Genomic DNA, 12,590 nt, shown 5'->3' on the forward strand with positions numbered 1-12,590 from the left:
TCACGCGGGCCCCTCAGAGCGGGTCCTGCGCACCCTCCTCCAGCCGGCCGCGCAGACACTGTGCGGCCTGCCGCTTCTCCTCGGCCTCCGCCCTCAGGCCGAGCCGCTCCAGCACCTCCGCCAGGTGCCCCAGCACCTTCATCTCACCGGCTCCGAACTTCTCCGTACGGGCCGCGGCGAGCCCCTCCTCCAGCAGTTGCAGGGCCGCCCACGGGTCCCCGGTCCGGCACAGCGCCACCCCCTGCACGTCGCACAGCAGCACCTCCATCAGACCGCGCGTACCGGGCATCAGCCGGGCCCGCTCGGCGTGGATCAGGGCCCTGTCGGGCAGGCCCTCGTCCAGGTACAACCGCGCCATGTGGTGCAGGGCGAGCGCCGCCGTGCCGTAGTCCCGGATGTGCTCGGAGACCTTCGCGGCCTCCTCGTACACCGACACCGCGTCCTCGAAGGTCCCGCACGCGGCGTGGGCCAGCCCGAGGTTGATCAGCGCCTGTGCCAGATCGCAGTCGTCGCCCGTCCCCACGGCCAGCTCCCGCGAGCGCTCCAGGAGCGGGATCGCGTCCTCGGCCCGCCCCGCCTCGACGGTGGCCCAGCCCAGCAGGTTGGCCACCCGGGTCTCCCCTCTCGGATCACCGGCCGCCCGGGCGGCACGCAGGCCGTGGGTGACCACCGGGATCCAGTTGCGGTGGCTCTGCCACGTCAGCAGCGGCCACACCAGCACGGTCAGGCGCCAGGCCCGGTCCGCCTCACCCGCACGGGTGGCGGCCTCGATCGCCGCACACAGGTTGGCTGCCTCGCCCGCGTACCAGTCGAGCACCGCGCGCCGGTCGTCGAGCCGGGGCACGGCCTGCGGCCGCTCGCACCAGTCGGGCAGATCGCAGCAGGGCCGCCCGGACGGGTCGTACACCCGGGAGGCCGCGTACGCCGTGTGCACGTAGAAGTCGAGCAGGCCGCGCAGCCGGTCGCCGCGCCCCTCCGCCGCGTACTCGCGGGAGAACAGCTGGACGAGGTCGTGGCAGGAGTACCGGCCGATCGAACGTTCTTCGATCAGGTGGGCGCTGGCCAGTACGCCCAGTGCCCGGCGGGACGTGGCGAGCGGTATCCGGCACGCGGCCGCGATGGCATGGGCGGTGAAGTCGCCGCCGGGCACCACACCGAGCGCCGTGAAGACCGCCTGCGCCTCGCTGTCGAGAGCGCGGACGCTCAGGGCCAGCGCCGCGGTGATGTCCGCGTCCTCGATCGAAAGCGCGGCGAGGCGCTGTTGCTCGTCGCCGAGCTCGTCGGCGACCGACCTCAGCGACCAGCGGGGATGCGCCACCAGCCGGGCGGAGGTGATCCGCAGCGCGAGCGGCAGGCCGCTGCACAGCCGGACCAGTTCCGCGGCGGCCTCGGGCTCCCGCTCGATGCGGTCGTCGCAGAGCGCGGCCCGGAGCAGGGCCAGGCCGTCGTCCTCGCCGAGCAGGCCGACCGGTACCGGGGTCGCACCGTCGAGGGCGAGCAGCCCGTCCAGGCGGAGCCGGCTGGTGACGATGGTCGCCGACCCGCCGCCGGCCGTCAGCAACGGGCGGACCTGCGCGGACTCGCGGGCGTCGTCCAGCAGGATCAGCAGCCGGCGCTGCGCCAGCATCGAGCGGTACAGGGCCTGCGCGGCGGCCGGGTCGTCGGGAATGGAGTGCTCCGGCAGACCCAGGGCCGAGAGGAACCCGCTGATCACCACGGACGGTTCCACCGGCGTCGAGCCGTCGAACCCGTGGAGATCGGCGAACAGTTGCCCGTCCGGGTAGTCGCCGGCGTGCGCGTGGGCCCAGCGCAGGGCGAGGGAGGTCTTGCCCACCCCCGCCTGACCGACGACGAGGGCGAGTCCCGAGGAGTCCGGGGCCAGGGCCCGCTCCAGGGAACGGAACTCGTCCTGCCGCCCGATGAAACCGGCAGGCGTACGGGGGAGCTGCGCGGGGTGGACCCGCAGGGGGGCGGGCGTCGGCCGGGGCGCGGCATCGGACGGCGGCGACGCCGATCCGGTGGGCTGCCGGGGCACGACCGCCGGCGACCGCTTGTCGGGAGCGGGGGGCATCCTGCTGAGCAGGTCGGTGAAGACCCTCTGGAGCTGCGGACCGGGTACGACGCCGAGGTCCGCCTTCAGCAGCTCGCGCGTCGAGTGGTAGAGGCGCAGCGCCTCCGACTGCCTGCCCTCCTGCTGGTGGCAGAGCATGAGCAGCCGCACCAGGGATTCGCGCAGCGGGTTCTCCTCCACCGCCTCGGCCAGCCGCGCCAGCGCCAGCTCCCCCCGCCCGGCCCGCAGCAGCCGCTCGCCCAGCAGCTCCACCGCGTGCAGCCGCGTCTGCTCCAGGCGGGTCCCCGCACCCCCGCGCAGCACCTGCGACTCGCAGTCCTCCAGGGCCGGGCCGCGCCACAGTCCCAGGGCCGACTCCAGCAGGCGGATGCCCTCGTCGTCCGACGCCTCCTGAGAGGCCGTCACCAGGTCCTGCATGTGGTGCACGTCCACCCGTGCCCGGTCCGCCATCAGCGCGTAGCCGGGCGCCTTGGTCACGAGCGTGATGGTGTCGTCGAGACGGCAGCGCAGGCTGGCGACATGCCCCTGGAGCGCCGCCTTGGCGCTCGGCGGCGGCGCCTCGTCCCAGACCAGGTCGAGCAGTCGCTCCACCGGCACCACCCGGTTGAGGTTCAGGGCGAGAGCGGCCAGTACGGCTCTGCGCCTGGCGCCGCCCAGGGGTATGGACCCGCCGTCGTCGGAGCGCAGCTCCGACGGCCCAAGGAGCAGCAGTCTCATGTTCCCCACCCTTACCAACCGATGCGCGAAGCACGTCGAACCGGCCCGGGCGTGCGGCAGTTGCGGTGCCCGGGCGTCTCGGGGTGGTGCCGGCGGCAGCGCTTCGAACGGTCACGGCGCCGGTTCGGCAGGGTTCAGGCCAGTGGCCGGATAACCGCTGATTCTGAGCCAAACCGCCCCGAGGTGAGTCGAGGCTAGCCCATTTCGGACGCATGTCCCGCCGCGCCCTCCGGTTCGATCGACTCCAGCCGCGCCAGATGAATTCGGGTGGAATTCGCGGTGACGACAAGTATTTCTACAGGTGAACCTCCGTGGTGTCACAACAGGTCGGATCCGCAGGACGGGAATCACCAGGGGCTGCTGCCCGTGGTCGGCCCGTGGGAGGTGCCGTGGGAAGTGCCGGGGACGGGCGAAGTCGCGGGAGGCGCGGTGAAAGAGGGGCCCGCCGGCGAGGACCAGGTGCCGGGCCGGGTCGGTCCGGCGGACGTGCGGTGGGCGGGTCCGCCGGACGAGGACTCGGTGGCCGACCGGGCCGGTGCGTCGAGATCGCGGCCGGCGACGTGCCGCTCCACCGGCGCCTCGGCCCACTCCAGGCGCAGCACCAGGTTGCGTTCGTGCTGGTTGCGGGGCCAGTCCACGTCCTTGCTGTGGATGGTCTGCGTGCGGATCCCGTCCGTGCTCTCCCAACGGCCCTTGACCGCACGGATGTTGGGCCGCCAGGTGCCCTCGTACTGGTGCTCCAGCTCCAGGTGCCAGCTCCGGGCCTCGATGTAGCGGGCCGCACCCACCGTGCCCGGGATCACGATCCGGGCGCCGCCGGCGCCCGACACGGCGACCACGGCGCGCTGGGGCCAGTCGGCGTCGACGCCGATGACGGTGATCCGGCAGGGGCCCTCGTACCAGGCCATTGATTTCCTCCAGTTGTTACGGGTCTCGGGGGAGCGGTCAGGCGGTGCGGGCGGCGGTCACCGGTCGAACTCCTGCGCCACCGCGGCCGCCAGTTCGTAGTAGGCCGCCCTGGTCCGGCCGCGCATCCGGTCCGGGTCGACCTCGCCGCCGACGGCGAGGTGGCCGTCGTAGGGAACCGTCACCACGGCCCGGCAGCGCTGCCGGAAGTGGGAGACGACGTCATCGACCCGGATCATCCTGCTGGAGGAGGACCGCACGCCGGAGACGACGGTCACCGCGCGCCGGGCCTTGTCGTGGAAGCCGTGGGCGTCCAGCCAGTCGAAGGTGATGCCGGCGCTGTTGGCGCCGTCGACGCTCGGGGTGGCGAGGACCACCAGCTGGTCGGTCAGTTCCAGGACGCCGCGCATGGTGCTGTGCAGCAGGCCGGTGCCGGAGTCGGTGAGGACGATCGGGTACTGGCCGCTGAGCAGCTCGACGACCTGCCGGTAGTCCTGCTCGTCGAACGTCCGGGAGACCGCCGGGTCGGAGTCGTTGGCGAGGACTTCCAGACCGCTGGGCGCCAGGGAGGTGAACGCCCGGATGTCCATGTAGGTGTGCAGGTCGGGCATGGCCGCCACCAGGTCGCGGATGGTGGCGCCGGACTGCCGCTGCACCCGGCGGCCCAGCGTTCCGGAGTCCGGGTTCGCGTCGATGGCGATGACCCGGTCGGACCGTTCGCGCGCCAGGACCGATCCGAGGGCCATCGTGGTGGTGGTCTTGCTGACCCCGCCCTTGAGGCTGATCACCGCGATGCGCCGGCTGCCCGCGAGCGGGGTGCGGATGGTGTCGGTGAGCCCGTCCGGTACGCGGTGGCGGACGGTGCCGAAGATCCGGCGGGGCGTACGGCGTACCAGGCGCTCGGCGGAGAGCTCGGAATCCGCCGCCCAGCCCAGCCGGGCCGACGGCGCGGAGGCGGCCGCGGGTGCGGGCTCTGAGGGGGCGGGCGGTGCTGCCGGTGCGACGGCCGCGGCCTCGGGACCCGGCGCGGGGTCCTGCCCGGGGTCGGGCGCGGGGTCCTGCCCGGGATCCTGCGCGGGGTCCTGCGCCCGAGGCGCGACGACCGGTCCGGGCTCCGGCTGCGGCGGCTGGTCGGGCCCGTCGGGGTCGGCGGCCGCGGCGGCGGTCTCCACGGGCGCGGCGGCCGGCTCGGGTCGGTCCGGCTCGGCGGCGTCCGGCCACGCGGCCGGACCGTAGTCGGGGGCCTGCGCCCAGTGCCCGGGCTCGGTCATGCTGTTTCTGTCTACGACGGTGGTCACCTCGGTGGTCCCCTCCCAGTGTCCCGGCCGTGGTCATCCAGGGGAACGCGACCGGGTCCGGGGCCGGTTCACCTGCCGGGCGCGCGGAGCGTGCGGCCCGGGTGGGTCACGCGGGGGCGAAGCCGTTCTGCTCCAGCAGCGGGCGGCAGGCGCGTACGGCGTAGAAGTTGCGGGACTTGACGGTGCCCGGCGGGACGCCGAGCACGGCCGCCGCATCCACGGTCGAGCGGTCGTTCAGGTGCAGTTCCACGAGCACCTCCCGGTGGTGCGGGGAGAGTTCGGCGAGGACGCCGCGGATGTCGTGGGCGACCACGACCTCCTCGTACGGATCGTGCGCGCCCGCCCGCTCCTCCGGGTTCTCGTCGCCGAGCTCCTTGGCGCGGGCGGCCTGCATCCGGAAGTGGTCGATGGCGATCCGGCGGGCGACGGTGTAGAGCCAGGGCCGGCCGTGCTCCGGTCCGCGGGTCAGCGCCTGAGGGTGCCGCCAGGCGCGCAGAAACGTTTCCTGAAGCATGTCCTCGGCCTTGCCCCGGTCGCCGCTGGTCAGCCGCATCAGCGCGCGGAGCAGGTACGGGGCGTGCAGCCGGTAGAGCTCCGCCAGCGTGTCGGGGTCCAGGGTCGGGCGCTCGCCGCCCCGGTCCGCACCCTCGCGCACGGCCGTGCCCGCCGTCGTGTCCCCGTCCGGACCGTGCTGCTCGATGCCCATCACGGCTGTTCCTCCCGCATTGCGCCGCCGGCCGCTTCCCGTGGCCCGCGACAGCACCAACCGGCCGCCCCTGAGCGGGGCGTGCCGGGCTTGACAGAGGTGAGAGTCGCAGCCGTCCCCAACGCCCCGCCAAAGAACCGCCAACGATCGGCTACAGCAGCTCCGACCTGCGGTTCCCGTCCCCCGCCGGGGCCCGGTACCGGCCCGGCCGCCAGCCCCGCCGCCGCCCTCCGGGCACCACCACGGCAACGCCTGCCATGCCCACCCCCACCGCGAAGGCCCCCGCGGTCACCAGCCAGGCCGGCCCGGCCGCCGACGGCCCGGGGTCCGGCGGCATCACCACGCCGGGCGCCGCCGCCCGGGCGCTGCCGGGCACGCCCGCTGCCCCGCCCGGCAGTTCCTCGGGGAGCACCGCCGTGACGGCGGCCACCGGGTCCACGGGTCCGTACCCCTGGAGCGGGTCCGACGGCCGGCCGCCCGGCCCGACGCCCGGCCCGGAAGCGGTCGCCCGCAGCCGGTGCGCGAGCGCCTCACCGGAGAGTTGCGGCCGGTAGCCGAGCACCAGCGCCGCGGTCGCGGCCACCAGCGCAGCCGCGTAACTCGGCCCGGACGCGGTGAAATGCCCCTTGCCGCCCGGCCCGGGGCCCAGCACCGCCTCACCCGGCGCCGTCAGGTCCACCCGGCCCACGACCGCCTGCTTGGCCGGAGCCCCGCCGGGTCCCGTCGCCGCGACCGACAGCACCTGCGGATGGGCCGCCGGGAAGGCGGGCCCCCCGCCCTCCCCGTCGGGGGTCGCCGGGGCGATCACGACGGCGCCCTTGGACACGGCGTACCGTACGGCGTCCCCCAGCGCCTGGCTGTCCGAGCCCGCCACCGCCATCACCGCGATCACCCGTGCACCGCCGTCGGCGGCCACCCGGATGCCCGCACCCAGCAGATCGGGGGTGGTGCCCCCGCGCCGGTCGGTCACCGGCACGTCCAGGACCCGGGCGCCGGGGGCCAGACCCGCGAACCCCGACCCCGGGGTCCGCGCCGCCGCGATCAGCCCCGCCGTGAACGTGCCGTGCCCGGCGCAGTCCACGGCCGGGCCGCCGTCGAACTGGCGCGCCGCCCGGCCCAGTCGGCCGCCCAGCAGGCCGGCGGAGTCGTCCACACCCGAGCCGACCACCGCCACGGTCACCCCGGCGCCCTCGGTCAGCGACCAGACGGTGTCCGGCCGCAGGAGCGCCTGCGGCCATGGCGTCCGGGTGACGGTGCGGTCCGACGCCTTGCGGCACTCGTCGCCGGTGAGCCGCTGCGTGAGGCCGGGCAGCGAGGTCGGCTCCGTACTCGCCCCGGCCGGGGCCGAAGCGGTGGGCGTCCCCGCACCCGGGGCGGCCGGCGCCGAGGGCGCGGCCACCGCGGTCACCGTGGCAGCGGGGCCGACCACCAGCGCGCAGACCAGCGCTGCCGCCACCGCGGCCCCGGCCCGGCCGGTACCCGGGGCCGCGGGGCCGCCGGTCACGCGACACCCCCCGGCACCCGGTCCCACGGGATGTCCTGGGGCAGCAGCAGGCTGAGCTCGGCCAGGTCCTCGATGTCCAGCCTGCTGAGCCGCCCGGCCTGCCGGGTGATCATCGACTCCAGCGTCTGCCGCGCGAAACGGCCGTTGCCGAAGCTCCGGTCGCGCGGTACCGCGGCGAACAGCTCCCCGAGCGCGGCCAGCGCCTCGGGCGGGCACACGTACCCGGCCTTCTCCGCCTGCACCGAGACGATCTGCACCAGCTCGGCGTCCGTGTAGTGCTCGAAGGAGACCGACCGCGAGAACCGGGAGGCGAGACCGGGATTGGAGTCCAGGAAGCCCTGCATCTCGTCGGAGTAGCCCGCGACGATGACCACCACCTCGTCGCGGTGGTCCTCCATCAGCTTCATCAGCGTGTCGACGGCCTCCTGGCCGAAGTCGTTGCCGCCGCCACCGCGCGGGGTCAGCGTGTACGCCTCGTCGATGAACAGCACACCGCCGCGCGCCTTGTCGAACGCCTCCTTCGTCAGCTGCGCGGTGTGGCCCACAAACCGGCCCACCAGATCGGCCCTGGCCGTCTCGATCAGCTGGCCGCCCGGCAGCACGCCCAGCTCGGCGAGCAACTGCCCGTAGAGACGGGCCACCGTCGTCTTGCCCGTACCCGGCGGACCCGAGAACACCAGGTGGTGGCTGATCGTGGCGGTCGGCAGCCCGGCCTCCTTCCGCCGGTTCACCTGCTTGATCAGGTTGACCAGGTCCTCGACCTGCTCCTTCGCCGCGGGCAGGCCGATCATGCCGCGCAGCTCGTCCAGCAGCTCGGTCTTCCGCTCGGCCGGCACCCCGGCGGCGGCAGCGGCGACCGCGGCGGCGGCGTCCGCCCCGACGTCCTCGGGCTTCAGCAGCGCCAGGTCCGCGTTGCCGATCTCCGACAGCACGGCCAGCCGGGACGCCTGCCGGTCCACCATCTCCTCGAACACCTTGCGCGCCGCACGGCCGTTGCCGAAGTCGGCGCCCTTGGCCACGCTCCCGAAGTGCGCCTCCAGCGCCTCGCAGGTGCCGTCGGCGAGCTCGTAGCCGTGCGAGGCCGCGGCCATCGCGACGATCGTCGTCAGCTCGGCGTCCGAGTAGTTCTCGAACTCCACCGTCCGGCTGAAACGGGACGCGAGCCCGGGGTTGGAGTCGAGGAAGCCCTGCATCTGCTCCGAGTACCCGGCCACGATCACCACGATCTCGTCGCGGTGGTCCTCCATCAGCTTGACCAGCGTGTCGATGGCCTCCCGGCCGAAGTCCGGTCCGCTGCCGCCGGTGCCCTGCGACAGCGTGTACGCCTCGTCGATGAAGAGCACACCGCCGAGGGCCTCCTTGAAGACCTCCGTCGTCTTGATCGCCGTACCGCCGATGATCGCCGCCACCAGGTCCGCGCGCGCCACCTCGACCAGATGGCCCGACGGGAGCACGTCCAGCTCGGCGAGGATCGAGCCGTAGAGCCGGGCCACCGTCGTCTTACCGGTACCGGGCGGACCCGCGAAGATCAGGTGCCGGCTCATCGGAAGCGCCGGCATGCCCGCCAGCTCCCGGCGCCGCGCCAGCTTGTTGAGGTTGACGAGGGTGGCGACCTGCTCCTTCACCCCGTCCAGGCCGACCAGGGAGTCCAGGGCGTCCAGCGGCCCCTTCCGCGCGGGCGGACCGGCCGGGGCCGGCTGCGCCCCGTCGGCGCCGAGCCCCCCGTCGGAGCCCTCCGCCCCGTCCGCCCTGTCCGGAGCGGCCGCGCCCACGGGTCCACCGGTGCGGGACCCGCCGCCTGCGGCCCCCGCACCGGCCTCGCCGTGCGCGTCCGGCATCCCGTTCTCCACACTGGTCAGGTTCTCCACCGCGAGCCGGTTCGACGGCTTCGACTGGCGCAGCCCCGACCCGCGGTTCCCGGACGCCGTGCAGTCGTGCACCCGTACCGCCTCGGCGGAGTCGATCCGGATGCCGTCCCCGGTGTTGTCCACCGCTTCGCACCGGCCGAGCACGGCCCGGGCGCCGGCCGCGACCTGGAAGCCGTGCCGCCGGCACGAACGCGCCCGGGTGCGGGTGGCGTTCAGCTCCCCGCCGTCCTCGACGAGCACCCCCTCCTGCGAGGACTCGGCCACGTCGCAGTCCCGCAGCGTGGCCGCACCGCCGTAACCGACCGAGACGGCGGCCGCGCCGGTGTCCCGTACCGCCGTGTTGCCGACGTACGCGTTGCCGCCGTCGGCGATCCGGATCCCGGCCTGGCTGGTGCCGGAGATCTCCGAACCCTCCAGGCGGCCGCGGCCGTTGTCGGTCACCTCCACGCCGGGTCCGCGGACGTCCGACACGGTCACGCGCCGCAGCATCGGGTTCGCCCCCTCCAGGACGCGCACCCCCGCCCCGGCGCTGTCCCGGACCTCCAGCCGGTCGAAGTCCGGCGAGCTGTCCCCGGTCAGCCGGACCCCCGCGTCCTTGGCGTCCCGTACCGAGCACCGGCTGAAGGAGGGCCCCGAGGATTCCTCCACCCAGATGCCGCTGCCCTCGGCCGCACTGGCCTCGCAGTCCTCGAAGGTGCCCCGGGAACGGCCGGTGACATGGATCCCGTTGCCCTTGGTACGGGAGGTCCGGCAGCGGCGCAGCACCGGATCGGTGCCCCCCGCCAGCGCGATGCCGTGCACCTTCGTGCCCGTCACCGAGCAGTCCTCCAGCACCACCCGGTCCGTCGAGCTGATGTACACGCCCAGCAGGCAGTCCCGTACCGACGTCCGCAGGACCCGGGTGGCGCTGTTCTGCTCCAGGGCGATGGCGGGCTTGTCGGTGGCGGAGATCTCGCAGTCCTCGATCAGCCCCCGCCCCTCGCCGTTGGCGCAGACGCCGTTGCCGCGGGCGTCGCGCAGCACGCAGTTGCGGATCGTCGGATTGGCCCGCTCGCCGATGACCACCGCCGAGGTGCCCAGGTGCTCCACGACGCAGTCCTCGATCACGCTGGTGCCGGTGGAGGTCTCCACGATCCCCGCACCGCCGGGGTTGGTCACCCGGCAGCCGCGCATCGCCAGCGAGCCCTGCTGGCGGCTGAGCACGGCCGTCCAGGCGTTGCCCACCACCTCGCAGTCCTGGAGCGCCGCCTGACCGCGCGGCACGTCCACCGCCGGCAGTTCCTCGTCCAGCCCCTGGAGCACCAGACCGGTCAGCTGCACGGCCTCGGCGACCACCTGGACCACCGTGCCCTTGCGGGGGATGACCCGTACGGTGCCCTGGGCGTCCTCGGCGGTGATCGTCACCATCTTGGTGATGACCAGGTTCTCCTCGTACCGGCCCGGTCGGACCGAGATCACCGCGCCGCTGCGTGCCGCCTCCAGTGCCTCTCCGATGGTGCGGAACGGGCCGCTGGACCCGCCGGAGCCGTACGAGCCGCCGCTCTGCGCTTGTGCGCACACGGTCAGCACATGGCGCGACATGCCTGATCGTTCCCTTCGTCGTGGGCCGGTGGCCGGATGTGGCCGGATTGGTTCAGGAGGTGCACTGGACGCGGACGGCGTCGCCCGCGAGGTGGTCGTAGGTCTTCGTCGACCCCGACCAGTCCTGGCCCCGGTCGTGCAGCTTCACCGCCAGCTGGCCGCCGGTGATCCGGAAGCTGCCGGCGCCGACCCAGCGGCCCAGCTGGGAGGGCTGGTTGACGGTGAAGGACCCGAGCGTGGGGCCGCTCGCCGAGGCGGCGCCGTGCACGGTGTAGTAGGCCGGCTTCCCGCCGACCGCCTTGACGTCACCGTTGTTCGGGACGTGCACGGAGACCTGGCAGGTGCCGGTGGTGACGGCGCCGGTCCGGAAGGTCCACAACATGTAATTGCCCGCGTCCTGTCCGCTGTTGCCGGACATCGGCATGGCGAGGAAGTCGCCGTTGCAGCCGCTGCTGCCGTAGCCGCCGGTGCCGTACGACTTCCAGCCCTCCTTTCCGTCCGTGTACCAGCCGTTGCGGCTGAAGGCGGCGCCCTCGCCCGCGCAGCCTTGGCCGGCGACGGCGGCGTACTCCTTCTTGGCCGGGGCCGGCGGGGGCGCCTGCGCGTCGGGGCGGGACTGCTGGGGGTCCTGGCGGACTCCGGTGTCGGGGGATCCGCCGGAGCCGGGGTTGCCCTGGTTGCCCGGGTTCCCGCCGGAGCCGGCCGCCGGGCCGCCGCCGGGGCCGCCCGCGGGGCTGCCCTGGCCCTCACCGCCTCCGGTGCCGGTGCCGGTGTTGGCCACGGGAGCGTTGGCGGCGCCCTGGCCCGGCGCGTCCGCGGCCGCTCCCGGGACGACCGCGCCGGGCGGTACGGAGCCCACCGCCAGGTCGGTGCCGGGTACGAAGCCCTCCGGGCCGCCGTCGGGCTGGTTGTAGCCGGTGGGGCGGGGCGGGACCCGGCCGGGGCCGGCGTCCCCGCCGAGCTGGGAGAACAGCAGGGGTATGCCCATGAGCACCACGCCCGAGGTGGCGGCGGCCGCGAGCATCGGCTTCGGTATCCGCCGCGCCGGGCGCAGGCCCGCCGGCGCGGCCGGAGCCGCGACCGTGGCCGCGGCCAGGGCGTCCGGAGCCGCTGCCGCCTGCGGTGCCTCCTCGGCCGCCTGCCGGCCTTCCTCGGCCTCCTCGGTCTCTTCGGCCTCCTGGGTCTCTTCCGCCCCCGAGGCCTCCTCGGCCGCGGCGGCGGGGACCTCCGGGACGGCGCCGCCGGCTGGAGCGGCTGCGGGATCCGGCTGCGTGACGGACTCGGGTTGCAGCGCGGGAAGGGTCAGGGACGGGCGCGGCGCGACGGGGTCCGCCGCGGGCTCCGCACCGGCCGCGTGCCAGGCGACCGCCGGCAGGCTGATGGCACCCGGACCCCGTCCGGCGGTCCCGTGCCGCTGTTCGCTGTTGTCCACCGTGTTTCCCCTCGGTCGTCGCGGAACACCCGCATCACGTTCGAACGGACCGCCACCGCTCCGGGGTTCACCGGTGCCGGTCAGCTCAGTACGTGGGCCGCTGCGGCCTCCGGCGCCGGGGTGAGCACGAAGGCCGCGGCCCGCTCTACGACTGCCTGGTCGAGGGGCGCCGCGAACGCGTAGTCCGGGCTTCCCAGGTGCGCGAGCAGGCCGGGCTCCGGGGCGAGGGCGTACTGCTCCAGGTAGTAGGTGACCGTGTCGGTCCACACCCACCGCCCGTCCGTACGGAAGTTCAGCGGTACCTCCGAACGCCGCTCGGGATCCAGTACGTCGTCCATCAGCACCGGGGTCATCAGTACGGGCGCGCCGGCGTTCAGCCGCTCGACCAGCAGGGCGAGCAGCGCGGGGTCCTCGACCGCAGGGTGGTCCACAGCGAAACCGGGCCCGGCCACCGGGTCCACGTGGTCGAAGACGGCGGCGAGCTGGAACTCCGGGTCGGTCATGGCG

The 12,590-nt window shown here is 74.5% G+C and carries 8 protein-coding genes; all 8 read right to left on the reverse strand.

The genetic code is table 11. The features are described 5' to 3' along the window. Positions 1 to 13: 13 nt before the first annotated feature. Complete coding sequence (locus tag ACZ7GJ_RS06505; protein WP_470750032.1) at positions 14 to 2,788, reverse strand: AfsR/SARP family transcriptional regulator; 2,775 nt, start codon at positions 2,786 to 2,788, stop codon at positions 14 to 16. A 347-nt stretch (positions 2,789 to 3,135) separates the two neighbouring features. Beyond that, a complete protein-coding gene (locus ACZ7GJ_RS06510; RefSeq protein WP_470750033.1) occupies positions 3,136 to 3,696 on the reverse strand; it encodes a hypothetical protein in 561 nt (186 codons plus the stop codon). A 57-nt stretch (positions 3,697 to 3,753) separates the two neighbouring features. Beyond that, positions 3,754 to 4,965 (reverse strand): MinD/ParA family ATP-binding protein, encoded by a 1,212-nt coding sequence (locus ACZ7GJ_RS06515; RefSeq protein WP_470750034.1) that lies wholly within the window; start codon positions 4,963 to 4,965, stop codon positions 3,754 to 3,756. Between the two features lie 133 nt (positions 4,966 to 5,098). Beyond that, entirely contained in the window at positions 5,099 to 5,698 is a 600-nt protein-coding gene (locus ACZ7GJ_RS06520; protein WP_470750035.1) for a sigma-70 family RNA polymerase sigma factor, read from the reverse strand. 151 nt (positions 5,699 to 5,849) lie between these two features. Beyond that, positions 5,850 to 7,202 carry a S8 family serine peptidase gene (locus ACZ7GJ_RS06525; RefSeq protein ID WP_470750036.1) on the reverse strand — a complete coding sequence of 451 codons (1,353 nt, stop codon included), beginning with the start codon at positions 7,200 to 7,202 and terminating at the stop codon, positions 5,850 to 5,852. Continuing rightward, on the reverse strand, positions 7,199 to 10,651 hold the full coding sequence (locus ACZ7GJ_RS06530; protein ID WP_470750037.1) for a right-handed parallel beta-helix repeat-containing protein: 3,453 nt from the start codon (positions 10,649 to 10,651) through the stop codon (positions 7,199 to 7,201). The genes ACZ7GJ_RS06525 and ACZ7GJ_RS06530 overlap by 4 nt, the downstream gene beginning before the upstream one ends. Before the next feature lie 52 nt (positions 10,652 to 10,703). After that, positions 10,704 to 12,083, reverse strand: coding sequence for a hypothetical protein (locus ACZ7GJ_RS06535; protein ID WP_470750038.1), 1,380 nt, complete (start codon positions 12,081 to 12,083; stop codon positions 10,704 to 10,706). 80 nt (positions 12,084 to 12,163) lie between these two features. Continuing rightward, the gene (locus tag ACZ7GJ_RS06540) at positions 12,164 to 12,586 is read right to left on the reverse strand and encodes a hypothetical protein (protein WP_470750039.1); all 423 of its coding nucleotides are present in this window, start codon (positions 12,584 to 12,586) and stop codon (positions 12,164 to 12,166) included. Positions 12,587 to 12,590 lie beyond the last annotated feature (4 nt).

The organism is Streptomyces sp. NPDC037242 (assembly GCF_055604165.1).